The organism is Dyadobacter sp. BE31 (assembly GCF_031457695.1).
GTDB lineage: Bacteria > Bacteroidota > Bacteroidia > Cytophagales > Spirosomataceae > Dyadobacter.
Genome location: NZ_JAVDXA010000007.1, coordinates 484,507 through 509,803, shown reverse-complemented (window position 1 = coordinate 509,803; position 25,297 = coordinate 484,507). Strand labels below are relative to the sequence as shown.

20 protein-coding genes and 1 pseudogene are annotated in these 25,297 nt (G+C 47.1%); 9 read left to right on the top strand and 12 right to left on the bottom strand.

Features of this window, described 5'->3' with window-relative positions:
• Positions 1-92: 92 nt before the first annotated feature.
• From J2Y43_RS29935 to J2Y43_RS33680, 8 genes and pseudogenes are all read right to left on the bottom strand, one after another.
• Complete coding sequence (locus tag J2Y43_RS29935; protein WP_309991353.1) at positions 93-1,358, bottom strand: hypothetical protein; 1,266 nt, start codon at positions 1,356-1,358, stop codon at positions 93-95.
• A gap of 456 nt (positions 1,359-1,814) precedes the next feature.
• Positions 1,815-3,005 carry a DNA polymerase III subunit beta gene (gene dnaN / locus J2Y43_RS29930; protein ID WP_309991351.1) on the bottom strand — a complete coding sequence of 397 codons (1,191 nt, stop codon included), beginning with the start codon at positions 3,003-3,005 and terminating at the stop codon, positions 1,815-1,817.
• A gap of 46 nt (positions 3,006-3,051) precedes the next feature.
• Positions 3,052-3,588, bottom strand: a complete 537-nt coding sequence (locus J2Y43_RS29925) for a hypothetical protein (RefSeq protein ID WP_309991348.1) — start codon at positions 3,586-3,588, stop codon at positions 3,052-3,054.
• A 21-nt stretch (positions 3,589-3,609) separates the two neighbouring features.
• Positions 3,610-4,839: a hypothetical protein gene (locus J2Y43_RS29920; protein ID WP_309991345.1), complete on the bottom strand. Its 1,230-nt coding sequence runs from the start codon at positions 4,837-4,839 to the stop codon at positions 3,610-3,612.
• A gap of 749 nt (positions 4,840-5,588) precedes the next feature.
• Positions 5,589-6,122, bottom strand: a complete 534-nt coding sequence (locus tag J2Y43_RS29915) for a hypothetical protein (protein WP_310226706.1) — start codon at positions 6,120-6,122, stop codon at positions 5,589-5,591.
• Positions 6,123-7,419: 1,297 nt separating this feature from the next.
• Positions 7,420-7,641, bottom strand: coding sequence for a Kazal-type serine protease inhibitor domain-containing protein (locus J2Y43_RS29910; protein ID WP_309991339.1), 222 nt, complete (start codon positions 7,639-7,641; stop codon positions 7,420-7,422).
• Between the two features lie 72 nt (positions 7,642-7,713).
• Entirely contained in the window at positions 7,714-8,445 is a 732-nt protein-coding gene (locus J2Y43_RS29905) for a hypothetical protein (RefSeq protein WP_309991336.1), read from the bottom strand.
• Positions 8,446-8,702: 257 nt separating this feature from the next.
• Positions 8,703-9,008, bottom strand: a pseudogene (locus J2Y43_RS33680) (DUF6876 family protein); the annotation flags it as partial.
• 357 nt (positions 9,009-9,365) lie between these two features.
• On the opposite strand from J2Y43_RS33680, the gene J2Y43_RS29900 reads away from it, so the two are divergent.
• A complete protein-coding gene (locus tag J2Y43_RS29900; protein WP_309991332.1) occupies positions 9,366-10,121 on the top strand; it encodes a hypothetical protein in 756 nt (251 codons plus the stop codon).
• Between the two features lie 127 nt (positions 10,122-10,248).
• A complete protein-coding gene (locus J2Y43_RS29895) occupies positions 10,249-11,049 on the top strand; it encodes a hypothetical protein (protein WP_309991329.1) in 801 nt (266 codons plus the stop codon).
• A 32-nt stretch (positions 11,050-11,081) separates the two neighbouring features.
• Here the strand turns inward: J2Y43_RS29895 and J2Y43_RS29890 are convergent, their stop codons facing one another.
• Positions 11,082-11,918 carry a LexA family transcriptional regulator gene (locus J2Y43_RS29890; RefSeq protein WP_309991327.1) on the bottom strand — a complete coding sequence of 279 codons (837 nt, stop codon included), beginning with the start codon at positions 11,916-11,918 and terminating at the stop codon, positions 11,082-11,084.
• Positions 11,919-11,987: 69 nt separating this feature from the next.
• Between J2Y43_RS29890 and J2Y43_RS29885 the strand changes: the two genes are divergently transcribed.
• The 6 genes from J2Y43_RS29885 (at position 11,988) to J2Y43_RS29860 (ending at position 20,241) form a co-directional block, all read left to right on the top strand.
• Positions 11,988-12,725 (top strand): Error-prone repair protein ImuA, encoded by a 738-nt coding sequence (locus J2Y43_RS29885; RefSeq protein ID WP_309991324.1) that lies wholly within the window; start codon positions 11,988-11,990, stop codon positions 12,723-12,725.
• Positions 12,726-12,739: 14 nt separating this feature from the next.
• Positions 12,740-14,239 carry a DNA polymerase Y family protein gene (locus J2Y43_RS29880; protein WP_309991321.1) on the top strand — a complete coding sequence of 500 codons (1,500 nt, stop codon included), beginning with the start codon at positions 12,740-12,742 and terminating at the stop codon, positions 14,237-14,239.
• Positions 14,240-14,256: 17 nt separating this feature from the next.
• Entirely contained in the window at positions 14,257-17,487 is a 3,231-nt protein-coding gene (locus tag J2Y43_RS29875) for an error-prone DNA polymerase (protein ID WP_309991318.1), read from the top strand.
• Positions 17,488-17,501: 14 nt separating this feature from the next.
• Entirely contained in the window at positions 17,502-17,978 is a 477-nt protein-coding gene (locus J2Y43_RS29870) for a hypothetical protein (RefSeq protein WP_309991315.1), read from the top strand.
• Positions 17,979-17,991: 13 nt separating this feature from the next.
• Positions 17,992-18,816, top strand: a complete 825-nt coding sequence (locus J2Y43_RS29865; protein WP_309991311.1) for an SOS response-associated peptidase family protein — start codon at positions 17,992-17,994, stop codon at positions 18,814-18,816.
• Between the two features lie 63 nt (positions 18,817-18,879).
• Entirely contained in the window at positions 18,880-20,241 is a 1,362-nt protein-coding gene (locus J2Y43_RS29860; RefSeq protein ID WP_309991308.1) for a hypothetical protein, read from the top strand.
• Positions 20,242-20,545: 304 nt separating this feature from the next.
• On the opposite strand, the gene J2Y43_RS29855 is transcribed toward J2Y43_RS29860, so the two are convergent.
• The 3 genes from J2Y43_RS29855 to J2Y43_RS29845 form a co-directional block, all read right to left on the bottom strand.
• The gene (locus tag J2Y43_RS29855) at positions 20,546-21,793 is read right to left on the bottom strand and encodes an MFS transporter (RefSeq protein ID WP_309991305.1); all 1,248 of its coding nucleotides are present in this window, start codon (positions 21,791-21,793) and stop codon (positions 20,546-20,548) included.
• Positions 21,794-21,814: 21 nt separating this feature from the next.
• Positions 21,815-22,918, bottom strand: a complete 1,104-nt coding sequence (locus tag J2Y43_RS29850) for a rhodanese-like domain-containing protein (RefSeq protein ID WP_309991304.1) — start codon at positions 22,916-22,918, stop codon at positions 21,815-21,817.
• A gap of 76 nt (positions 22,919-22,994) precedes the next feature.
• The gene (locus tag J2Y43_RS29845) at positions 22,995-23,654 is read right to left on the bottom strand and encodes a metalloregulator ArsR/SmtB family transcription factor (protein ID WP_309991301.1); all 660 of its coding nucleotides are present in this window, start codon (positions 23,652-23,654) and stop codon (positions 22,995-22,997) included.
• 153 nt (positions 23,655-23,807) lie between these two features.
• Here J2Y43_RS29845 and J2Y43_RS29840 point away from each other — a divergent pair, with 153 nt between their 5' ends.
• On the top strand, positions 23,808-25,262 hold the full coding sequence (locus tag J2Y43_RS29840) for an MBL fold metallo-hydrolase (protein WP_309991298.1): 1,455 nt from the start codon (positions 23,808-23,810) through the stop codon (positions 25,260-25,262).
• The last annotated feature ends 35 nt before the right edge of the window (positions 25,263-25,297 follow it).

Sequence of the window (25,297 nt, the reverse complement as noted above, 5' to 3'; positions counted from 1 at the left end):
TTTCGAAGCCCGATACTATAGACAAACAGGATAAGATTGGCAGTTTTAAATATTTACTAACTCGCAAAAGTGTAAACCGAAACGGAACCACGTCATTTCGCGGAAACACCTTTCAACTCAACAAGCACAATTTCCAATGGGTTGCTCGATTGAATTATATAGTCAACTTCATGCCTTTTTTCCTTGCCTTCAATTTCCGCTTTTAGAGTTACACCTTGAAAAATCTGCGCATTGGGAAAAATGGTTTTTAAAAGTGGATAGAGGATTGCTTCAAAAAGCAATCCCCTGAGCGTCCTGAGTGATTCTTCCTGTCCGGACTCACTAATAATCTTCAGAAGTGCTGAAACCACATTTTCAACTCCTCGTGAGTAGTCAACATTAGACAAATGCCCCAGCTTTGCCAAAGCCCTGTAGATTCTGGTTCCAAAAATGGCCCCTATATCATAAGCGATAAATCCCAGCTTCGTTATTTTTGCAAGTACCTCGTCAGGGCAATCCCGGTACACAATGATTGGCAGCAGCTTCCGCTTATCCATCACACCAGAATTAATTGAGATTTGGACACGACTTAAAAATCCATCCAGATGAATTTGAGAATACTCCGAAGAGACAACTACGTCGATGACAACGAAAGTTTGTTTCTCATTACTAACCGCTTTCGCACCAACTAAAGGATTGATGCCTGTCGCTTTGGTGTAAGCACACGCATCCCAAACTAAATTGTTGGCTCTTGCACCGATCGATGGAGTTTTTCGATATCGGTAAGGCATTACCGGGTTTGAGATTAGATTACTTTTTTTCAACCATCTAATTATGTCAGGTACAATGGCAGCATCAACGAACATCTTGGAATAATGCTTACGCATCATTGGAAGAATTCGGTCGTCCGGTAATTCATATCCGTTTTCCCGCAGGACGATATAGGTGACCTCATTGGGATCATTCCTGGTATATAAAATATTTAGCTTTTTTAGAAGTCCAAGGATTTCGTTGAGAGAAGATACTTTGGTTGTGCTCGGCTCGATTGGAGAGGATGTGACCTTTAATGCTTCATAATAGGATGTTACTCCCTGATTTTCATCAAGCAGTTTAATCAACCGATAAATTGGAGGTCGTCTGGTCTCGCAAAGATGCCTGATATCATGAGCGTCTAGCTCTTTGTCTGACACCCAATACGCGAATTGCCCACGGCCAAATGTAAATGGTTCTGAAGATCTAATTTTGCCGGAACTTGCGGCTCGCCTGATCACTTGGCGAGCGTTGTCTTCGCTCATGCCAAATCTTTCGATGAGCAGGTCTTTTAAGACACTTCCAACCTCGTAAAAGCTAGTTTCCAGCTGTGATTGAATGAAAGCCAAATATTGCTTCGAAAGATTTGTTGTCACAGTGCCCTTATTCTACTTATTTTTGTTTACAGCAAGAAAACGAAAAAAAATTGGTTTTGAAAAACCCATTTAAGTATCTCAAAATCAAACAATTGAATACAAATTGAGGCACAAAAAGTGCTTTTAAGACTGTCACGCGAGTAATGATACTGTTTTTTGTAAACCTACAATTGAGCCTCATTAAATCAACGACGTCTACATTATCAAACATTAAGACTGTGGGGGCCTACAAACTTTTCTAAAAACGCAACACTTGAAATCCGACGAATTAAACCGCCATGTCTATGTTTCAATGACGTTGGCAGCGGAAATCCACCAATCGGCAGGGCTAAATGTGCATTGCTTTTTTCTAGATTTATGTGACAATCTAAAGCACATTCAATCACTGGACGACCCGGAGATTTGACAAAAGTTGATCAACGTCTGACCTCATTCAACGCTCGAAAACGGCATTAAAAGAACTAAGTTGGCATCTTCTTCAGACGCCGTCGCATCTCTTACAACCCCTGCTCTATTTAAAGCAGATAACTCCAGTCGTATTTCGGACCCATTGAATGACTCTAAGGAATGCTGAAGACGGCTTAAAGAGAAACTTATGTTTAAGTTGTTTCCGATATAATTTGCCGCAATCAGCTCTCGCGCTTGCTTACTGTTATCTAAGTCCTCAGCAAATATCACGCATCCTTCTAATGCTAATTGCAGGCGCACTCTTCTGGTTCCGGTGTTTGAAAAAGGTTCGATTCTATTCAAGGCAAGGAGAAAATCACTCCTGTTTACAATCAAGCGGTAGGGATTCTGAGTTGGGATCGAGTTTAAAAACGCCGGGTATCGTCCATCTATCAATTGGCTGAGGATAGAAATTCCGTTCGGCAAACCAGTAATGTAGATGAAGGAAGAATTGAACGAAAGCGAGACTGCTTTATCTGCATTATCCTTATGGATACTGGCCAAAGCTTTGGCAACCTTTGCAGAAATTATCAACTGGTGCTTTGCCTTCTTGGAAGATCCTGTCATCCCGTTGAAAAAACTAATCTTACGCAAACCAAGAGCCTGAGTATCCGATGCGCAAATAAGCAATTCGGAGGATTCAAATTCAAGGAAGATACCTCCGAGTACGGGCCTGATGTCGTCGTTGGAGACAAAGGTTAATACCTCCCCCAAAGCCCGGCAAAGGATATCCGCCCTTATTTCAACGCTCGCCTGGTGATCCATCGGCGAAGGAGTTGGCCAGTCGACCGGGTCATACCCCGGACATTCATATACTCCTGACTCTGTTTCGATAAACAGTTTGCGCGTCTGCGGATCGATCAAAAAAGTCAGCATTTGGTCGGATAGTGTTGTCAAAAGTTTGAAAATCAAATCAAACTGAACACATGTGCAAATACTCCCATTGCTTTCTGCAACAAGTTCTGTGGTCGCGGTATTGAAAAGATCAGATGCAGTGACGGTGACACAATCAATAGTTACATCTATCTTAATACATTGCAAGATTGGAAAGTGACGGTCTCTCCCCACACAGAATGAAACTGCTTTCAGCCGTTCCAGCAGCAGCTGAGAAGAAATGACAATTTTGACTGGATCAACTAGCTGCTCAGTGAGCACATCGACTGTTTTTTCCACGAACTTATATTATATTTTACTTTGAAAACCGATGTTTATTGAACCTCTATTGCTCGGCAACAGGGAGTCCATAGCCTCTTGACACATTTAAGTCCCTGATCGCACAGTAAATCTCAAAGACTCCCCTGCTATTCACTACAGAGTCGATTACCACATTCAGAATAATCTCGGCGTCCTCAATGTGCCCCATTCTACTGTCGGCGCCACGGATTCCTTTTTCATTCTTTCGGTGTCCTCGCGTTAGAAAACAATTTTTTTCCTCGTATATGAGGTCTCTGGACTTTTGAAAATCAGGACCTTTAGGAAGATATCCACGAAGCAATTTGTCTATTCCCTTATAATAGACGTCATATATCTTCGATGGATCATGAACATTGTCCAAGACAAAGCTGCGAATTTCATCCTGAGTAAACAGCTGTCCTTCGTTATCGATTGCCAACTGCTGCCCTCTGACACTATCTGCACGCATCAAGATCTCCAAACGTTCCTGCTCGTGATCCGGATTTACTTTTTTATCGAACTCCTCATCGAATTTCGAAGGCAGCTGTTTTTTCCCGCTACCTGCTAGACTATCATCTTCCATAGAACTTCTTTAAGCATTTAGTTACACATTAAAAACTACTCTTTTCAGGTATTCTATACTTTCTTTCAAGGTGTCCTTTTCAAACGCCCGAGTATTCAAAAGAGAAAGGCTAGCTTGGCAAACAGGAATTTTCTTTGCAAGTTTATTCCCCCAGGCGTTCGCATAACCCATTTGCGTTAGATCGTATAGGTAATACGCGTAGGCAAAGGAGGGATGAACCTGCGCAGAGTCAGTAAATCTTTTAACCACAACCTCATCGTTAATAAAGGGAAGAATTTGCTTTGACCTCTCTATGCTAAATAGATATTGTCTGGCAAATTCATCGGCCTTGTTCTCATTGACCAAAAACAGGTCCGGCTGGCCTGATAGATGGACCTGCCGCTTCTGTATTTCTTCCAAATCGTACAATACATGGTGAAGTTCATGAATTAAGGTGTGCCATAATGTAGTATATCTGTTGAGGTAATCAGTTAAGACGATACACGGTTTACCATTAATAACCATTGTAGCACCCCGGACCTGGATCGCCTTCAAGTATGGCTGATAAATAACCGTTACGCCTATACGATACAATGCTTTAATGACAGTTAACAAACCGGTCTCAATATCCTGAGTATAGGGCCTGATCTTTGGCAAGAGCTCAATCAGCTCCTGCCGATCATACTCATAAGGATTCGAAATATTTCTGAACTGTATGGATGCTGACTTCACCCAAAACTCTCTCATTAAAGCGTTGGAGTCCCTTTTTGAACGACTAAATGCTGATTTGACTCCGATATCAGAATAATCGTATATGCTATTTAACCCAAAGAATGTATTGACTCGCTCTTCAATACTTTCGACCGAATTGATATTTTTTACAAAATTTTCCGACTTTAATCCTTTCAGATCCAGACTTGTAGACAAATAGCTTCCTTTCTTAGCTCGTTCTATTTGACCAATTACTGACGCCTCTAACTGCCCAGTATATAGAGCTGCGAAATCTTCGATGGTTAAGCCAAGAAAATGAGACAATTTTATCGCATTAACCAGATCGACACGTTTCGCTGTGCCGTCCAATATCGGGATCAAAGATTTATGCTCAATGCCGATTAGCTCAACTGCATTGTTTATCGTTATCCCTAAATCTTTAATGCGTTCATCGAATATTTTTTTTATTGTATTATCATCTTCCGGTTGTATCGTTTGATTTGCTGGTTGCACCAGCCGCCTAAAGAGATCGGAAAAATCAGAATCCTTTGAATCGCTCATGGTAGAAATTTTTCCATAAAGATAGTAACATGACTCAAAAAACAAAATAAAAGTTTGGTAAAATTACCAAACTTTTATTTTTATAGAGAATTTACCACCTTCGATCGGGCTAGTATCACGGCGCGGCTTCCATCCCTCAACAGGTGCCGGCGGTCTACGCGACTGCGGTCTTTTGCCTCTTTTCTTGCGACCGTGGGCAATGAAAAGAAACCGGCGCATTTGGCGCGGGTTTGACGATCCAGTTCCCTTATTTTATTTGTAGACCTGATCCGACCCGTCGGCGGCGGACAGTTGCTGCAAGCGAGTTTGTAGATCAAGAAGCCTTTGCCTAATTTTTTCGCCTTTGATGCAAGCCACTTTTTGCTTTACCTGCTCAATGCTCTCCACACAAAGGCCAGCTTATGTAGCTACCGGTACGAAGACTCCAACCATTGGTGGTCTGCGGCCCTTTACTTTCTGTTTCCGGCAACGACCATTCCTAGCATGTAGGCAATTGCTTCTGGAAAAGTCCTGCCAGGATTTCAAAATAGCATTCACACGAGAGCGCTTCCCCATTTTACCCTAACGCTTCCGATACCTTACAACGCAGCAGGCAATCCAGAGACTGAAAAACAATCAGGCGAATCGTTACCTCGTCTGTGTTGGTGAGCGAGCTATTTGCTTCTAGTACGCCAAAACGGCCGACAAACAAAAAGCCCTGCGCCGGAGCAAATCCGAAAGCAGGGCTTCAATCTTAAACATCTAATACGTCATAGCGTGCGGATCAGCAGTTCGCATTCCTTCACATAGCGAAAGCGCGGCTGACTTGAAGAGCAATTAAAAGTCTGTTGCTGTTCTGCCTGAAAGATTTTTTCGAATGACTTCTCGGCCAGCCCATGGTCAAGCCAAGCGTTAAAAAGGCTTGCAATAAAGGGGGCAGAGAGCCGCTGCTCAATGTGCCCGCGCATGTTGAGCGTGTAATAAAGCGCTGCGATTTGCAGCCTCAAGCCCTTTCCGCGGTTTCGGAATCTGTACCGACCATCCTGGGTTTGCCCAACAAGCCAACCTTCTTTTTCTAATATTTCAACCAGAGATTCGAATTTGCGTTTCTTTTCTGCCTCGTCTCTGCCTGTCAAAACCTGGTAAAAATCCGTCAAATCATACCTTGGAGCCGTTTTGGCTGGCGTCGCTTCAAACAAATGCCGGTACTGCGCATTCAAACTATCCCGCCAGGCGACAAATTCAAGTTTAGACGCGGCAACACCGGATTGCTGGGTGAGCCAATCGCGAATGCGCCTTATCATTTATATCTTTCGGGAAAGACTCAGGAAGTCCGGCCTTGCCAGAAGATCGGTAAATAAGTCCCTTTGAAGACTGAGCACTAAAAGCATCCTGCGCCGAAGTGCATTAATTCGCCGGAGCCGTCCTGAGGGTATCCACCAGAATGTAACTGGCTCAGACAAATAGGACTCATATTCATCCAGGTAGTTTTTCTCACTACCATCGATCGCGAAAGAGACCCTGTTGTAATAAAGGATCAACATTCTGTTAAGACATGAAAGCTCGCTGTCATAGAAGCGGCCTGTGAGCTCTTCAACCAAGAACTTTGTAAGCGGGTAACGTAAATTTTGTTGTAGGTTCATCTTCTCTGCTGTTTCGTTTCCACTAAACCTCGCCAATCGGCTTACTATTTGTTTCAGAGCAAGTTAGATAATCAATACAGGTACTGCAAGCGCTCCCAATGCCTGCGCGGGGAACAGTGGCTGAAACCCCAGGTTTCAGGGGACGTTTCGCCGACAAAAGGTCATGTAGGCAAAAGTACCTAGGTTCGATGACGAATTGCTCATGAGACCGCAAAATTGGCAGTATGTCATTAGCTCATTTATGCTTCATCACATTGTTGATTATGTATGAAATATTTATGTCGTTAGCCTGATGCTATGTTTAAGTCCCTCATCCTTAGCCTAAATGCGTAAACATCGAATTGCCTCAATACTTATCCTTTCTATTCTGTGCAGCACGGTCGCGCTAGCGCAACCCAAAAAGCTAACGGTAACCTGGATCCCGTCACAGCTAGAAATGGTTCAAACTCTCCATACCGGCCGAAATTCGGTTAATCATTTGTCAAACAAGAACTTAAAAGCATATTTTTTTAATCTCTTTGTCTGCGGAAATACATTAAGCTCTCAGCACGTATACACTCGCTCTTCCACGAATCATGAGGTTGAATATGTAGACCGTTATGGTTTGTAGATTATCCTTAGTCGCGATTCGGTATTGGTTTTGGACCCAGTTTCCAGGCACATATGACTTACATTATGTTGAATATATTACTCGAACACTGGCTTTTTCATCAGAATTTTCGGATATCTACCTTTATCTTTCAATCTCCGTTTTCGACGCGTAAACACGCAGGACTTCTCCGTACAACGCGGCTCTAACGAAGCCACTGTTTCTGTTAAGTATGCTAACTATTTTGCCAACTTCCAGCTTCTGGGATTCTGTTAGACGCAATTCGGTGGTCATATCTAAATCAATCTGAATGGTTCACAAATAAAAACAAATGCTAAGGCAGCAATCAAGTATTGAAATCCTTACTAGTCAATTATTGGAGGCGCACTTACCTGATGAGAAAGAAGTTATTCCGTGAGCCCTTGCTTCACAGTCATTGGAGTAAGTTTTCTCATCACAACCACAGACCGGGTCGTATTTTGTATAACAACCCGAGGAGTCTCTCGCATGCGCCTGGCATGAAGATGTGGGCGTTTCAGACTCTTCGCAGCTCAGTAGCAATAGAACTAATATCCAACCAATTTTTTTCATATCACAAAGGCGCTTTTACATTAATCTCCAACAATTGTGAATTACACAGGACCACCTGTCCCGGCTCGTCCCTCAGTTGTCTTGATAATGATACTGATATTCAATGCCCGTTCCTTCGCTCAGGCTCAGCGGCCTGCCATCGTTGTTGTAGGTGAATTTCCGCTCCCACTGCACTTGCCCGCGTGAGTCAATTGAACGCAGGACGTTGTTAGGGCATGTGAACGGATTTGGCATGCCGAACGAATCGAGTCCGCGCAACGGGTTGGTGTGGTTGTCGTACTCAAAGCGCGTCAGGCCCAGGGTGTCAGTCTCCGAGTTGCGCCGTTCGATGATGTTGCCGTTACCGTCGAATGTCAGGTAAATGTTCCAGGCCGGATCGCCCGATTCGCGGTTTACCTGCACGATCGCCTTTTGGCCGTTGTAAGTATAAGTCGCCGTCATGTATTTGCCAGTTACTTTGCTGATACGGCCCTGCTTGTCCCGTTCAAACGAATAGTTTTGATATTCGAACGGCAGGTTCGGGTCGCACGTCGCGCCGCTCCACGACGACAGAAGGCCGCGGTCGCCCTTCCTGATAAAGTTGATTTTATCATCATCATAACCAAAGTCGACGATCGAATAGGGTAACTCACAACTATTATAAGCCAACAAGCGAAAGACCTTCCCGTTGCCGTATTCCAGCTTCTGATGAAGTTTTCCCAGGGCCGTGATCTTAATCAATGCTCCAGCCGGAATCTCGGGGTCGATCTTTTTCTGGCAAGAAACAAGAAGGCCCACGAAGAGAATAGGTAGAATGAATTTCATAGTCGGATGGTGTAATTTCCACGAAGACTAATTTGAAACCCGTTTGGTTGCAGGCATATGAAGTGAATTAGCCTACCGCAATCGCCCTCACACTTTTGATCACGAATTTCTGTAACTTATCTCATGTTAAATAGAGTACCTGAACCTGAGAAATCCGCTCCTGCCCACATATATTCAAAATTGTAACTGGTGAGAAAAAAAGCTGCTGCTTTCCGGCAGCAGCCGTTTCAACAGTCAGTTTTCACTCGGAAGTAGAATTACGTTATCTGAAACATAGATTTTGATTTCTTGCAAGGGAAATCGGTGTACGGGATTAGCTTTGAACATAGGACCCGCCCGTTACCATCCTCGCAATGAAGAACTGCCGTTGACCCTTCGAGATTGACTTTAAGCACCCAGACTTGGAATTCTTCTTTTTTTACCCTCGGATGAAACTGTTGGAATGCAATTTCATCGATAAGCCAGAATGCCCCGGCCTTTGCCATCATATACCGGATCCCGTCTGTGTATAGCATTTTTCGGACGATTGGATGCCGGTACCAGTTTTGAGTGCCAGTGAATTGTGAGAGTGCCGATGGTTAATTGCTCAGTTTCCATATTTCTGCTGTTTGTAGGCCTCTACCGTTGGAGAACAATGCCCCCAGCACGAAGTGAAAGCCTGGAAAAGCAACACCAACACGGGAGCGAAGCGAATGGAGCGGGCAGCGTGATTGCCGTGCAGGCTGCTTTGTGCACCTTGCGTTGCTTCTCTCAGGGAGCAGGCCATTATAGCAGAAGAAAACTGAAATGCCGCCATTCGTTGAGACCAACGGAGAACGGACTGTCGAACCGTTAAATCAAATTTAGATTATCAGGTGTTTTAGCTCAATGTTAAAACAGTACCTTCATTTTCTGAAAAAAACTAGTAAGCTAACCCTCCTATGGCAAAAAAAGACAAGATTGTTATCTGCGACACCAACATTTGGTATGCAATAGCCGAAGGACAAATAAATGAAAAAGATTTCGAGGATTGTCATCTTATCGGCACCTTCGTCTCTGCCTACGAATTCCATAAAACAGACGCGATGGTGAAAAAACCAGAAATTTGGAAAGACGCCATTCGGGCATTTCACAAATATAGCGATAGGTTTAAGATGGAAGACCCCGACAATTACCTCCGTACAATGTCAGGTCAAAAAGTAAACAACAATATTGAGAAATCGATCTTCGGAGCTCTGCTAACAGGCCCAGAAGTTTTGGATACTGCCGATGTCATTCAGCTTCAAGCGGATATCTATTCAACGAGAGCTATGTTGAAAAAAGATGAGACCGAATTCATGAACCATCTCCGGAGTGAGCAACAGAAATTTGAGCAATTCGACAAATTACGTGAGTCACTTGCTCACAAGAAAAATCACGGTGCATTTTTCGAAGAATCAACGAAACCAATTTTGACCTTCCTTTCTCGATACGAAAATATCGATTGGAAGAACGTTGACCTTTGGGCAAATACATTTAATCAATGGATGATCTTGCTTGCGAGAGACCTACATATCAAGCTGAAAGTAAATGATTTCAATGACATAATGAACTTAATCTACGTTAAGCCCGGAACCATGTATTGGACAAGAGATTTGGTAAGAACCGTACCGCTAATAAAAGCGGCGGGTTTGGGCCATTATTTATTGGAGCGCTAGTCAACCTTATCTTGGAATTCGATCGAGAGTCAAAATTAGCCAATCGCTGGTAATTGCTATAATTCTAGGTTGTTAAAATGCGCCATTCTGTTAAATCAGCTTATTTTGGCCCAAACATTATATATCAATGAATCCCTATCAGCCTTCTCTCCAAGAATTCCTAGGCAACATCAACCAACTCAAAATAAGGTCTTTGCACTTCAAGTCGGTACTAGAACAGTCCGTTAAGCGATATGATAATGACCTAAATAGGGAAATTCAGACAATTACATCATCAGCATTAATTATCAGTGACTGGACTGGTCCAACTGAAAACGGTTGGAAATTAAACCATCATTCTGGAATATTTAATTCTATAAGGCAAGAGACTTACGCAAATGACGCATACTACATGCTATCGTTTCATTGCCAATACTCCTTTGTACAGATGTTCGAACGCGTAAACACACTATTTAAAGAATGGATTATGACTCGATCATCAAAGAATGTGGCGATCCTCGAATATCGCAAAGAAACAAATAAGGTTATGTATGACCGTTCGACCCTTCCTGGTGGTGACAAACTCTTTGCCCTAGTTATGAAGGCCGCGGGTGAGAAGGCCAAAAAGTACTCTAGCAAAAACCATGAAAATATTAAATTCAAAGAATTTTGGACTGTTGTCTCGGACGCTCGACATGCCATTACCCATTCACAAGGCAGGATTTTGAAATCCACGGCCTTCAAAACTAAATATCATGAAGCCCTTTTTGATCGACTTTTCCCAGAGTCAACCGAAATTGATAATTGCATCACTATCCATATGAATTATCGAAATTTGGATCGTGTTGGGACATTATTGGCTGAATACGCGATTCAATTTTTTAAATCTTTTAGCGAGCAAGACAATTATGAATGGGACTTTTTTATAAAATGGGCCAGTTCCAGGTGATGAAAGGGGAAGATTGAAAAGCAATACGATTTTCAAGCCACAACCGGCTCAGGCATTTTCAACTTTTCTTGCATTTCTTTTAGCTGTTTTAAAATAGTCTCCATAGTCTGCGAAATATGCTGTACCTCTGAAATCCGTTCAGGCACGTCCTTAGAAAAGTAGCTGTGAAACTTCCAGATTTCCAGCACGTCACCAGTTCTGACCTCGTAAGGCTCATACGACCGGTTCAGCGATTCCAGAAGGATTTTCTTCCCCTCTATTAAAACAGTCACTTTCTTGAAGACAAAGTCCTGCTCCCCGTCCAGGATTACAATGCAGAGAGTCCCCGGCTTCAAAGAAGTCCAGTCCTCCACATATCGGCAGATCACGTCCGCGCCCTCGGGCACCGGCAGCATCGAGTCACCTATCGTCGGAAACATCCGGAAGGTGCCGGTCTGCGGAAGGCCTGGCACTGAATACTTGGGAAGCGAAGCGATGAATTCAGGGTTCGTATACCCGCTGCGGTAACCTGCCTTGGCCTTGATGGGCACGTACTCGACATTCTCCTTGTTCGTCTTATCGGTCGAAATGGCCAGCACCCGAAGGTTGGTGCCTTTCATGTAGAGCTCGTTCCCCGCTTCCAGCTCCCGGAGCGGCAACTCCCCTACCCCACGAAGATCCACCCGAAAAAGATTGTCGATCGAAAGCCCGAAGAAATCCGAGAATTTGATTATGTCTGCCGCTGCCGGGTTTTCCGTCCTTCCCGCCTCTATCGCAGCTAGTTTGACCCTTGTGAAGCCCAGCTGCTCGGCGAAATCTTCCTGCGTTAGTTTCCTACGCTCCCTGAGAAACCGGATGTTGGTACCAAAAAAAATCTTTGCGCTTGTCATGGCATAATGTTATTATTGAAATCACATCAATGATACTAATAATACCAGATATAATAAAACATTCATATTATGGAAACTGCATTGAAAAAAAGTGAGCTGGTTGCCAGGCTCAGAAGCGATATCCTCGCTTTGCAGGGCTTCCGTGCGCCAGCGTTGGGCGTCAAACACGACGATTTTGGCCTTGGGCCAGTAATGAAAGCATTTCCGGAGGGGATCTTCCCCCGTGTGGGCATGCATGAATTTGTCAGCCATTCCCCGGAGCAGACTGCGGCCACCTCGGGCTTTATGGCTGCGCTGGCAGGTAAAATGATGAAAGAAGACGGGCTTTGCGTTTGGGTCGGTCGTCACCGCACGGTCTACCCGTTCGCGTTGAGCCATTTCGGGGTCGCTCCCGACCGGGTGATCTTTGTTGACCTGAAAAAAGAAAAAGATCTGCTCTGGGCGATTGAGGAAGCGCTCAAATGTGACGCGCTCTCAGCGGTCGTAGGCGAAATTAAGGAGCTGAACCTGACTGAGTCCAGGCGGTTGCAGCTTACCGTCGAGAAAAGTAAGGTCACAGGCCTTTTGCACCGGGTATCCCCTCGCCTTTCAAACCCCGTTGCCGCAGTCTGCCGCTGGCGGATCAGCCCGCTTCCAGGAGCCAGCGACCTTGTGCTTCCCGGCATCGGCTTTCCGCGCTGGCAGGTGACGATCGAGAAAGTACGTAGCGGCGAGCCAGGTAGCTGGCCTTTGGAGTTCCATGATGGCAGTTTTGAGCTGATTGGAGAATCTGTTCCCTCTCACCAGTTCATATCAGAGGCCGGATAGAAAGCGCTGTGAGTATGAAAAGATATGTGGCTATATGGTTCCGGCACCTGTTGGTAGACCGGGTGCTGCTCCGCCAGCCGGAGCTGGCTGGAAAACCGTTTGTGCTTTCAACCAAAGAGCGCGGGCGCATGCTGGTCAAAGCAGCCAGCCGCGATGCGCGGAAGCTAGGCATTGAAGTCGGGATGGTGCTCGCTGACGCGCGTGCGGTGCAGCCAGACCTGGAAGTGCTTGATTACGATCCGGCGCTGGCAGAGAAGCTGCTTGCGGCCCTGGCCGAATGGACGATCCGCTACTCGCCGCTGGTCGGAGTCGATCTGCCTGATGGTCTGATCCTGGATGCGACCGGCTGCGTGCATTTGTGGGGCAGCGAAACCGCCTATCTGAAAGATATTGCTTCTCGTTTGAAAGCATCTGGCTATGATGTCCGCACCGCGATGGCAGATACGATCGGCGCGGCCTGGGCAGTCTCGCGCTACTCGCGCGCCTTCCCGATCATTGATCCAGGCGAGCAGCTCTCCGCGCTCTTGCAACTACCGCCCCATGCGCTCAGGCTGCAAGCCGCTGTCATCGAGAAAATGCAAAAGCTTGGGCTCTACCAGATCAAAAGCTTTATATATATGCCGGCTTCGGTATTACGCCGAAGGTTTGGCCAGGCGACGCTCGATCAGATCGGAAAGGCCCTGGGCAATTCTCTCGAGGCCTTTGAGCCGGTCTGTCCTGTGGAGCCGTATCAGGAGCGGCTTTCCAGCCTGGAACCAATCCGGACAGCTGCTGGCATCGAGATCGCCATAGAGAAGCTACTGGAAAAGCTTTGTGAGCGCCTGGTCAAAGACGGCAAGGGCGCGCGGCAGGCCGTGCTGCACTGCTACCGGATTGATGGCGAAATTCAGCAAATCCAGATCGGCACCAGCGGGCCATCATGCAGCAGCTCCCACATGTTCAAGCTCTTTGAGCTGAAAATATCAAGTATCGAGCCTGCCCTGGGCATAGAGCTCTTTGTGCTGGAAGCGCCGGTGACGGAGCCTTTGGGAAACGCCCAGGAAGCCCTGTGGGATTTAAGCAGCGCCAACAAGATGACGCAGATCGCAGAGCTGATCGACCGGCTCAGCGCCCGCGCCGGCGCGGATGTGATCCACCGCTACCTTCCCGCCCAGCACCACTGGCCGGAGCGCGCAATCACCCAGGCAACATCTTTGACTGATCAGCCAGAAACCGACTGGCGGACCGATCTGCACCGGCCGGTGCAGCTGCTGTCCGAGCCGGAACGGATCACCGTCTCCGCACCGGTACCGGATTACCCGCCGATGCTATTCCGATACAAAGGCGAGATCCACCGGATCCAGAAAGCGGATGGACCCAGCCGCATCGAGCAGGAATGGTGGATCTCGGACGGAATGCACCGCGACTACTATTCCGTCGAAGACGAGCAGGGTGGCCGCTACTGGATCTTCCGGCTTGGCCACTATAATGAAGAGTTGAGCGCCGAGTGGTTCATCCACGGCTTTTTCGCATAAGAAACCTTCCTGATGCCATGCAATACACCGAATTACAGGTAACAACCAATTTCAGCTTTCTCAGAGGCGCTTCACACCCCGAAGAGCTCGTAGACCAGGCGATCCATTACGGCTACAAGAAAATAGCCATTACCGACCGCAACACGCTTGCAGGAATCGTCCGCGCGCACTCGGCCGCACGCGGCAAAGGATTTGATATCATCCCTGCCGCCCGGCTTGACCTGATCGACGGGCCCAGCCTTCTGGCCTACCCTACGGATCAGCCCGCTTATGCGCGCCTCTCGGCGCTGCTATCGCTGGGCAACCGAAGGACCGAAAAAGGCAAATGCGATCTCTACCGGCGCGATGTGTATGAGTATGCCCAGGGGATGAAGTTTATAGCCGTGCCACCACTGACGCTCAATCCATCCTTTGAGTTTGATGCTGGATTTGAGCGCGCGCTGCGCGATTACCGTGAGCAGCTGGGCAGTGAGCTTTACCTTGCCGCTACCCGCTCCTACGTGGAAAGCGATGTCAAAAAGTTCTTCCGGCTCTCTGAGATTTCCGCCCGGCTGGATGTTCCGCTGGTGGCCACCAATGATGTGCATTACCATCACCCTGACAGGCGTCAGCTACAAGACATCGTCACCTGCGTGCGCGAGAAATGCACAATCTACAATGCGGGCTTCCGGCTGCACCAGAATGCGGAGCGTCATTTGAAAGACCAGGCTGAAATGCTCCGGATCTTTCGCGGGTATCCGGGCGCGATCGCCCGTACCCAGGAAATCGCAGAAGCTTGCACCTTTACGCTCGACAGTCTCAAATACGTCTACCCCGAAGAGATTACCGGTGGCGACCGTTCTCCACAGGAAGAGCTTACGCACCTGGCCTGGAAAGGGGCCAAAGACTTTTATGGGGAGCCCGTGCCTGAAAAAGTAGTAACAGCAATCGAGCACGAGCTCAAATTCGTGGCCGAAATGGATTATGCAGCCTATTTTCTCACTGTCTACGATATTGTCCGCTTCGCGCGCGAACGCGGCATCCTCTGCCAGGGGCGCGGTTCTGCGGCCAACTCGACCGTCTGCTTTTGCCTTGGGATCACCAGTGTTGATCCGACCAAGTTTGACCTTTTGTTTGAGCGGTTTATCTCGTCGGCTAGAAACGAGCCGCCTGATATCGATGTGGATTTTGAGCATGAGCGCCGTGAAGAAGTGATCCAGTACATCTACCAAAAATATGGCCGTGACCGCTCTGCGATTGTGGCCACGGTCACCCAGCTGCACCAGAAGGGCGCAGTACGGGATGTGGCCAAAGCGATGGGAATGTCCGTGGATGCGATCAACAAACTATCTAGCTCAATCTGGGAGTTTACTGACGAGTGGTTTGAAGGAAAGCGCATTTCTGATCAGGGCTTTAATGCCAATGACCCGCACCTCTTAAAGACGCTGGATCTGACCCGGCAGTTTATGGGCTTTCCGCGTCAGCTCGGACAACACACCGGCGGCTTTGTGATCACCCAAGGAAAGATCACTGACTTATGCCCGATCATTAACGCGAGAATGGAAGACCGCACCAATATTGAATGGAACAAAGACGATATCGACACGCTGGGGTTTCTTAAAATTGATGTACTTGCCCTGGGGATGCTGACTTGTATCCGCAAAGGGTTTGACCTGTTGAAAGACCATTACGGTAAAACCTACACGCTGGCTACCGTGCCGCAGGATGATCCGAAAGTGTATGAGATGATATCGCATGCCGATACGATCGGGGTATTCCAGATCGAGAGCCGGGCGCAGCAGTCGATGTTGCCCAGGCTCCGACCCCAAAACTTCTATGACCTGGTGATCGAGGTGGCCATCGTCCGTCCGGGCCCAATCCAGGGGGATATGGTGCATCCTTACCTGAGAAGGCGAAACGGCGAAGAGCCCGTCGAATATCCTTCCAAGGAGCTTGAAGACATTTTAGGCCGGACCCTGGGTGTACCGCTTTTCCAGGAGCAGGCGATGAAGATCGCGATCGTCGCTGCCGGATTCACCCCTGCCGAAGCCGATAAGCTGCGCCGCAGTATGGCAACTTTTAAGCTAAACGGGCTAGTCACACAGTTTGAAAAGAAATTGATTGACGGGATGACCGCTCGCGGCTATACGGAAGAATATGCGCGGCGCATCTTCAAGCAGCTCGAAGGTTTTGGAAGCTACGGGTTTCCCGAAAGCCATGCTGCCAGCTTCGCGCTTTTAGTCTATGTTTCCTGCTGGATGAAGTGCTACTATCCGGACGTGTTCGCAACATCGCTGTTGAACAGCCAGCCCATGGGCTTTTATCAGCCGTCCCAAATCGTGATCGATGCGCAGAAGCATGGGGTAAAAGTCAGGCCGGTGGATGTGAACATTTCGCAGTGGGACAATACGCTCGAGGAGCCAGAAGGGGAATATAGGGCGATCAGGCTTGGCTTCAGACAAGTCAAAGGCCTTTCTGAGCAGGATGTCGCTGCATTGGTGGGTGGCCGTACCGCGCCTTATACAGCCATCCACTTGATGCGGGATGCCGGCGTCTCACAAGAGGCGCTGGAAAAGCTGGCCGACGCAGACGCTTTCCGCTCAATGGGTATGGACCGCCGCCAGGCGATGTGGGAGGCGACAGCCCTCTCCGACCGGCCGATGGGCGCTTTCAAAGGGCACAAGTCAGCCAGCGAGTTTGAAGCGCCCGTGGAGCTGCCCAAGCTCTCGCTTTCCGAGCATGTCGTGCAGGACTATATGTCTACCTCCCTTTCGCTGAAAGCGCATCCAGTATCATTTGTCCGAGCCGAGCTCGCAGCTAAACGGGCCATCCGGACTGCCGATCTTTTTAAGCTACGCGACAAGCAGTTTGTCCGGGTGGCAGGCCTGGTGCTCGTCCGCCAGCGTCCAGGCACTGCCGGTGGGGTGTGTTTTATTACGATCGAGGACGAATCCGGAGTAGCTAACCTGGTCGTCTTTCAGAGTCTGTTTGAAAAGTACCGCAAGGAGATCCTGCGCTCACGGCTTTTGATGGTTGAAGGAAAGCTACAAATCGAAGGCGAAGTGATCCACGTGGTCGTCCGGCGGTGTTATGATATGTCTCCGCTGCTGCGTCAACTCAACCAGAAAGACGAAGATCCAGATGTGATGACCCTTTCGCGCGCTGATGAAAAAGATGAATATGTTTCTCAGTCTGTTAACCGTAAAACCCAAGTCAGAAAGAAGGCCGTGCAATTGGAAATTTTTCCTTCCGGCCGTAACTTCCGTTAATCAGTACTCCCGCTATGGTAGCCGCTTATAACCCCTTTGAAATCCTGAACCTGCCCATGATCCGGCGCATTACCCAGCACGGCAACCACTTCATTGTGCTGCAACGCTTCAACTGGCCGGGAATCAAGGAAGGCCACGGGTTTATGGCAACTCCTTACAAGGATGAAAAGTCCGGGAAGGTGCATGCTGCCCAGCTGGCAGAGAAGGAAGGAAAGCTATTGAACCTCTTCGCTGATATCGACAAAATCACCGCCCTGATCAACGACCCTAGGTACAGCCTTTTCCTTTGCACTTTCCGGGAAGAGTCATGGAACAAAAAAATGATTAAATTGTACCAAAGAAGTATGATATCTTACATCAAATCCCGCATGCCGATCAGTTCCAACGACGCGATCGTCATTCAAATGGATTTGAAATTTGGCAGGCTCAAAGCTACGGTCACAGCCAACGGGCCCGAGCATGAGTTTGACCTGTATGAAATGATAAAATAAGCACCCCTTTTATATGATTTCTTACCTGTTCCGGCGTCAGCTCTGTTACGACATATCCCTTCACAGCGATATTGAGCTGACCAAGGAGGTATTTCCCAAAATCAAGGACAAGCGCATCATCCAGGATTCGCCGGTCTACGATCATCTCAGCGCCTTCGCGTTTCCCGAGTACCCGGTCATCACCCGTCAGGGTTCAGAGTTGATTCTTTCGGAAATGGAATGGTCGCTTGATCCTGTTTACGAGAAGAATCCGGTTGAAAGAAGGAAGCGCCGTACCAAGATGGCGGACATCCAGTCTGAGCGGGTTCTGGGCGATACCCGCTCCTACGCGCATCGGATTCGGCAAAACCGGTGTCTCATACCAGTAACTGGCACTTACGAGCACAGGCGTATTCAGGGCTGGGCAAAGAAAGTCCCCTACTACATCTGGCCGAAAGATCGGAAGATGCAGTTTTTGCCAGGCCTATTTCAGATTATTGAGTCAGTCGGACCAGCTGGTGAAAAAAGACAGAGCGCAAGCTTTGGGATGCTGACCCGGACGGCTAATGAGCTGATGGCAAACATTCATAATGATGGCGAGTTTAAGCACCGGATGCCGCTTTTTTTAACGCGCGAACTTGAAGAATTCTGGCTATCCGAGCATTTCACTGACGCCGATATGAAGGCTGTGTTTGAGTATATGCTGCCATCAGAGGCACTTGACTATCATACTGTCTTTAGCATCCGGGGACAAAAACCGCGGCCCGATGGTATGCCCAAGTTTAAGCTTTGGCGGTATGAAAATTTGCCGCCGTTAGGGAATGACAGCGTGCAAAATAAACAAACAAGCCTATTTTAATGTAATTCAGTTCCCCCAACAACAGCAATACAAACAGCATCTTCCTGAATTTCAGTCCAATCTATGAAAGACGATACCAGACAGCCTGAGCAACTACATAAAAAGACACAAGTAACAGGTCAAACAAGGATCGGAAATTCCATTGTTATACCTGAAATCAATGAAAATGTTCAAATATACGAGGGCGACTTTCAAATAATTGATCATACTACAACACTGGACCTCAAAGGCACCATCGACTTCCAATGGTTCCCAATCCCAAGGACTCGCTTCAGCGGCAATTTCAATCCCGGAACAAATTCCATAGCGCTACATTTTCATCGTCTTAAAGTTGTCATCGACGGACAAGAAGTAGGAACAGGTACATATTCCGATCCCTTCAATACTCCATTAGAAGGCTATATAAAAAATATAACGATTGGTGACGTTTCGAAATCTGTCAAATCAGTAAATTTTTCAATTCCAAACCTACGAAAGATCTCTGCCGAAACCGCAGAGAGAGATGAAGATGGCGCAAGATTTCACGGCAGAAAAATAACACTAGAGGATGATGATTATGAGACAACGATACTTCGACTTGATGACAAAGATATTGACAAAATGGAGGTTTTAGCGAAAAATGGCGGCGGGTATTTCATCTCATACGTAGGAGAATGTGTATCAAAGAAGGGTACCAAGACTTATAACAAAATAAATGAACACTTCAAATGTCTCGATCAATTCCTGAGCTTCATGAACGGACAACGTACATCATGCATCTTCCTGAAAGGATTCAAAGCGGGGAAAGAAGTCTGGTCGGATTACAGTGAAAAAAGGATCGATCCATATATCGGGGTATCGAGTTGGGCTTCAACATTTGACCAAACAAGCTTCAATCTAACGTGGAAGCAATTTAAAAGTGTTTGGAAAAATAACGGTCAATTGCTCAACTATGCCTTACATTGGTACTTTGAATCAAATAAAAACTCTGGTCTCTTAGAGGGATCAACTATTCTTGTACAGGCAGCGTTAGAAACAATATGTAACTGGCTCATAATTGAAAAGCTTGGTATCATTAGAGGACAAGAAGCTAAAAATTTAAGCGCACAAAACAAAGTAAGAATCTTATGCTCAACTGTAGGACTAAGCTTGGATATCCCAACAGAATTGAAAAATTTAAAAAATGAAAAGAAAACCAAAACAGGGAAAGAACCAAAATTCATTGATGGTCCAGAGGCATTGACTGAGATTAGAAATGCTCTTACACACGGAAATACTCAAAAATATTCATCGCTCACGGAGCTTAGCCTTCAATCAATCTTTGAAGCAAAGCAACTTGGGCTTTGGTATGTTGAAGTAGCGTTGCTATACGCCTTCAACCATAGAGATATTTATTTTAACCGAATAACTAAAAAACATGTACTGCCACCCTACGTGTCTAGATGAGTGCACATGTGAGTCCTGCCAATCAAAAAATCGTTTACTGAAAAAACAAGAAACACAAGAAACAATAATTTCAAAAAAATAGCACTGTCGCCAGACTTGTATCATACGCCAGCTTGAAACCCACTAACCTGGCAAGAGCCGATATAAGCACACCAGCTGTCTGATAAAATGCTTATGCACTTGCAGCAGGGGTGACCACTCTAAATACCGATAGACCGTTTTGACTTGATTCCATTTTCTAATTATTACCCGATCAAATTAAAATAATAGTAAGCTTCCAGCAGGTACGACACAGGATGGTGCCTCAATTTCGAACGGCTCTACTTTCCTTCATCATCACCCAAACCAATACGCCTGAGCCCAATGTCATTAATCCTGCGAAATGCACTGCCCAGATAATCCCGAGCCAGGCAGCAACAACACCTGCCATCAATGCCCCAACCGCGTAGCCAATGTCACGCCAAAAACGGTAGACGCCCAACGCAGACGCTCTCCACTCGGGCGCAGACGAATCGCCTACTGCCGCAAGCAAAGCTGGATACACCATCGCAGTGCCTATTCCGAGCAACACAGAACCCGACAATCCAGAAATCAGGGCTGGAAGCTGCCCAATACCAATTACCAGATGGCCTATTGCCTGAACAATCATTCCCCATACAATCAGCGGCTTTCTTCCAATTTTGTCCGCAAGCGGCCCGGTTACGATTTGACCGACGCCCCATACCATCGGGTAGACAGCCTTGATCCATCCTACTCCTTCAAGGCCGACGCCGGCAGACATGAAAAGGATCGGGAACACCCCCCAGGACATGCCATCGTTAAGGTTGTTGATCAAACCTGCCTGCGAAATGGCAAACAGGTCCTTATTGCCGATCGACACTTCTTTAAAAACACTTAAAAGACCTGGCTTTTTCGAAGGAACGGCATTTCCGTTTCCAGGACCTTTCAAGGATTCCAGCATCGTGTAAGCGCGGGTATCCTTGATCACCCAAATCGACAACAGTAACCCTGTGAGTGTATATACAATGCCAATGTAAAACGGCTGGGGCCTCAGTCCGTAAATGGATGCCAGATAACCGGTAAGCAGCGCTGTTAAACCTACTGCACCGTATCCGGCAGCTTCATTAAGCCCCATCGCCAATCCCCTTCTTTGAGGACCAACCAGGTCAATTTTCATGTTCACCGTCATAGACCATGCCAGCCCCTGGCTTATGCCAAGCAGCACGTTTGCTCCCACAATCCAGTTCCAGCTGGGCCCCCAGGCCAGCAAGAACGGAACGGGTAAGCCCACCAGCCAGCCAGCCACCAAAACCCGTTTCCGGGTATACAAATCAGCCAACACACCCGAAACAAGGTTGGTAAATGCTTTGACAATACCGAAAGCAATGATAAATGAGAAGATCACAATGTCCGAGCCGATCTTGAACTCCTCCGTGCCCACCAGTGGGACGACAGTCCTTTCCAGGCCAACCATCCCGCCAACCAGCATGTTCACCAATACCAAAAGCGAAAACTGTTGCCAGTTTTCTTTTAGGCCAAGTTGAATCTTCATTTCATATGAGTTAATACCGGATCACGACACAGCACACCGGTTAGCGCCCGCTTCCAGGCGAGCCGCGTCAACGTCTGTATGCTCTCCTTTTTTGTTGATCGCAGCGATTTGCAAATAATTTGCTGGCGGCAGAGGAATCCGCTCGATGATGGACTGGACGAATTGTTGCTCGGCCATTTGTAGAAATGGTATTTGGCTCAGTAGTAAGGATAAATGGTCACCCACGGGCTTTTCATCAAACGCAACCGCCTGCGAAGTATGGGCAGGCAGTATGAACGGATCACTTTCCAGGCCCTTAATTTTTTGAAGCGAAGCAAACAGTTGCCCAGCTTTTGCGCGGGTGAGCTCCGCATCCGCCTTCAAATCCGGCCTTCCCACACCGTCTGCAAACAATGTATCACCGGCCAGCAAATACTTGTTATTGATCAGGTAGCTGATACTTTCAGGCGTGTGGCCGGGTGTATGAATGGCCCTGATTGACGAAGATCCTACATCCAGCTGCTGGCCATCTGCAAGCGGCTGAAATTGATAATCGACACCGGCATTTGCGGTAAACAAATGTACCGCACCCGTAACACTTGCAAGTTCAATCGTCCTGGAAATATAGTCTGCATGGATATGGGTATCAGCCACGAATCGGATCGCCCAATTGTGCGAACCTGCAAGTTCTACATATATCTGTGGATCAAGGGACGCATCGATAACCATCGCGCTGCCTGCCGAACCGATCAGGTAAGACAAACAGCCTTTCGCCACCCGCCTGACCTGAATGATGGTCACTTCCCCGTCGGAGATTTCCGCAGTATTCCATATGAAATTCCAGCCTTGCATCCCGCCTTCAAGCGAGTAAGCCTGGTAACCTTTTTCAGCTAAGATGTCAGCCGCCAACTGACTTGACCGACCGGCTGCGCAAACAGTCACTATCGTTACGTCCTTCGGTAGGTTCATATCATCAAAAACCGTAGAATCACCTTGCTGCAAACGTTCGTAGGCATCTTTATGGATACTCCCCGCAATTTGCCATTCATCGCGCTGCTGCTGGGGCCGCACGTCGAGCACAACCACATTGTCCTTGTGCTCAAATTTTTCCTTTAGCTGATCACCAGTAATCGTTTCTGCTTTCATTTTAATCAATAATTCAATATATTACTTGAATAACAAGACATAATAAAACGCCAGTATCGCTGGCGCTTTTTTTTTGCTAAATGCTTATTGGAAGGTGACGGATTTTCCACTCCGGGAAACCTTCTTCCAAACGTCTGACGGGAATACCCTTCTGGGAAAGCATCTGTACGGCTTCATCAGCGAAGACGCAGAAAGGGCCACGGCAGTATACTATCGTCTCCTTCCCTTGAGGCCAATCTGCCAGGTGTTGGGCCAGCTGGTCAATCGGAATCGAGCGGGCACCCGATATGTGCCCTGCGTTAAATTCTTTTTCGGGCCGCACATCAACGATTAAAACGTTATCCTGTTGAATTTTGTCAAGCAACTCGTTGATTGAAACGCTGTCAAAGCTTTCCCTTTCTTCACGGAACTCCCTGAGTGTCCTATCTATTTCCGCCATCCGGTTAATACCCAGATCTCGCAGGCCATGCCAACTGGCAAGCACTTCATCGCTTGCCAGCCGGTAGTGTGCATAATGCCCTTGTTTATATACTGCCACCAGACTGGCACCTTTGAGAACTTGCAAATGCTGTGAGGTATTAGCGATACTTATCGAAAGCTGATCGGCGATCTCTTCAACTGTCCGGCTTCCCTGGGCTAGCAAATCTATAATCTGCAAACGGAAAGGGTTAGACATCGCTTTCGTAAGCGCCGCGAGCTCACTGTAAATCCTGGATTTAAATTCGTGCTTTTCCATACATTGATAAGTTGGCAACGCAAAGTTATGCAAAAATCAATTATTCAATAGATTTCTTGAATAAATAAATTTTCATCATACCTTTGTCTTGGTCGTTCAAGCTGACCGTGTTTCAATGTATCAAACTTTTGCTGATCAAATAATACCGGAGTAATGGAAAGAAGAACATTTGTGATGAATATGGCAGGCCTTGGCCTGGCCTCGATCGCGACTAACCTGAAAGTTGTTGCCCGAACACTACTAAGCACAGCCAGCTATACTGTCGAGCAATTTGAAGATAAAGGCCTTGCCCATTTTTCATATGCTGTCATGGCAGAAAAGAAGGTCATATTAATCGATCCACAGCGAAATCCGCAGATTTACTATGATTTTGCAACCAAACATGGTGCAACTATCATAGGGGTTATCGAAACGCACCCGCATGCCGATTTTGTCAGTTCACATCAGGAAATCCATCAGACGCTGAAGGTACCGATTTATGCCAGTGGCTTGACCAAATGCCAATATCCGCTTACTGCTTTCGATGAAGGGAAGGTTATCAAGTTATCGGAAAAGGTTGGTTTGCGCTCATTATTTACACCCGGCCATGCCCCTGACCACATCGCTGTTGTTCTCTATGAAGACGGCAAGGACAAAATGGTATTCAGCGGCGATTCACTTTTCCTGGGCGACGTGGGTAGGCCTGACTTACTGGATTATTCTCCCGAGAGCGACAAGCAGCGCAGGCACCTGGCGGAATTGATGTATGAGACAATCCACGAAAAATTCGCAAAACTCGACGATGATGTTATTGTCTACCCTTCTCATGGTGCAGGTTCGCTTTGTGGTAAATCGATCCGGAAAGCCGCCAGCTCGACGATCGGCTATGAAAAGCAGAACAATTACGCATTCGAGAAACGCAGCAAAGCTGAATTCGTGAACGTGCTTTTGAGCGATCAGCCCTTCATTCCCCAGTATTTCGCCCATGACGTGCACATGAACAACCAAGGGGCACCTGCCTTCGAGCCGAGCGTGAGCAAGATCAGGCAGCTATCCGGAAACTATCAACCCGAAAAAGGGATGCTAGTCATCGACGTCAGGCCATCTCAGGCATTCCAGAAATCGTATCTGGATGGGGCCATTAATATTCCGGGCTCAGGATCGATGGAAACATGGCTCGGGACACTGGTTTCACCAAACGCAAAATTTTATCTGGTGGGCTCAGATGAATCTGGCATACAGACCTCCTTAAAGAAAGCGGCATCAATCGGTTACGAAGGTAATATTTTGGGAACGATCCAGTACAACGCCGCAAACGGAAACCACCTATCCGCTTTCGATAAGAACTCATTCGATCCGGCAAACAACAAGTATACCATCGTGGACGTGCGCACAGCAAAAGAAGCCAAAAGTCAACCGGCTTTCAAAAGTAGCCTTAATATACCCTTACAGGAAATGCCAAAGCGCATGGCCGAAATTCCTACCGACAAGCCGGTCCTGATCCATTGCGGCTCCGGTTACCGTTCAGCCACCGCAGCAAGCCTGCTGAAAAAACAATTTCCGAACGCGCAGGTCTATGACATGGGCTCGTCGATCACTGAATTTATCAGTTCAAATTCAGCCCACTAAAAGATCCATTTAATGATACGGGTCCAGTTGACTGG

Bases quoted from the DNA above. Each gene is read 5' to 3' on its own strand.
- J2Y43_RS29925 (WP_309991348.1), bottom strand. From the start codon at position 3,588: ATGGAAGATGATAGTCTAGCAGGTAGCGGGAAAAAACAGCTGCCTTCG.
- J2Y43_RS29920 (WP_309991345.1), bottom strand. From the start codon at position 4,839: ATGAGCGATTCAAAGGATTCTGATTTTTCCGATCTCTTTAGGCGGCTG.
- J2Y43_RS29915 (WP_310226706.1), bottom strand. From the start codon at position 6,122: ATGATAAGGCGCATTCGCGATTGGCTCACCCAGCAATCCGGTGTTGCC.
- J2Y43_RS29910 (WP_309991339.1), bottom strand. From the start codon at position 7,641: ATGAAAAAAATTGGTTGGATATTAGTTCTATTGCTACTGAGCTGCGAA.
- J2Y43_RS29905 (WP_309991336.1), bottom strand. From the start codon at position 8,445: ATGAAATTCATTCTACCTATTCTCTTCGTGGGCCTTCTTGTTTCTTGC.
- J2Y43_RS29900 (WP_309991332.1), top strand. From the start codon at position 9,366: ATGGCAAAAAAAGACAAGATTGTTATCTGCGACACCAACATTTGGTAT.
- J2Y43_RS29895 (WP_309991329.1), top strand. From the start codon at position 10,249: ATGAATCCCTATCAGCCTTCTCTCCAAGAATTCCTAGGCAACATCAAC.
- J2Y43_RS29890 (WP_309991327.1), bottom strand. From the start codon at position 11,918: ATGACAAGCGCAAAGATTTTTTTTGGTACCAACATCCGGTTTCTCAGG.
- J2Y43_RS29885 (WP_309991324.1), top strand. From the start codon at position 11,988: ATGGAAACTGCATTGAAAAAAAGTGAGCTGGTTGCCAGGCTCAGAAGC.
- J2Y43_RS29880 (WP_309991321.1), top strand. From the start codon at position 12,740: ATGAAAAGATATGTGGCTATATGGTTCCGGCACCTGTTGGTAGACCGG.
- J2Y43_RS29875 (WP_309991318.1), top strand. From the start codon at position 14,257: ATGCAATACACCGAATTACAGGTAACAACCAATTTCAGCTTTCTCAGA.
- J2Y43_RS29870 (WP_309991315.1), top strand. From the start codon at position 17,502: ATGGTAGCCGCTTATAACCCCTTTGAAATCCTGAACCTGCCCATGATC.
- J2Y43_RS29865 (WP_309991311.1), top strand. From the start codon at position 17,992: ATGATTTCTTACCTGTTCCGGCGTCAGCTCTGTTACGACATATCCCTT.
- J2Y43_RS29860 (WP_309991308.1), top strand. From the start codon at position 18,880: ATGAAAGACGATACCAGACAGCCTGAGCAACTACATAAAAAGACACAA.
- J2Y43_RS29855 (WP_309991305.1), bottom strand. From the start codon at position 21,793: ATGAAGATTCAACTTGGCCTAAAAGAAAACTGGCAACAGTTTTCGCTT.
- J2Y43_RS29850 (WP_309991304.1), bottom strand. From the start codon at position 22,918: ATGAAAGCAGAAACGATTACTGGTGATCAGCTAAAGGAAAAATTTGAG.
- J2Y43_RS29845 (WP_309991301.1), bottom strand. From the start codon at position 23,654: ATGGAAAAGCACGAATTTAAATCCAGGATTTACAGTGAGCTCGCGGCG.
- J2Y43_RS29840 (WP_309991298.1), top strand. From the start codon at position 23,808: ATGGAAAGAAGAACATTTGTGATGAATATGGCAGGCCTTGGCCTGGCC.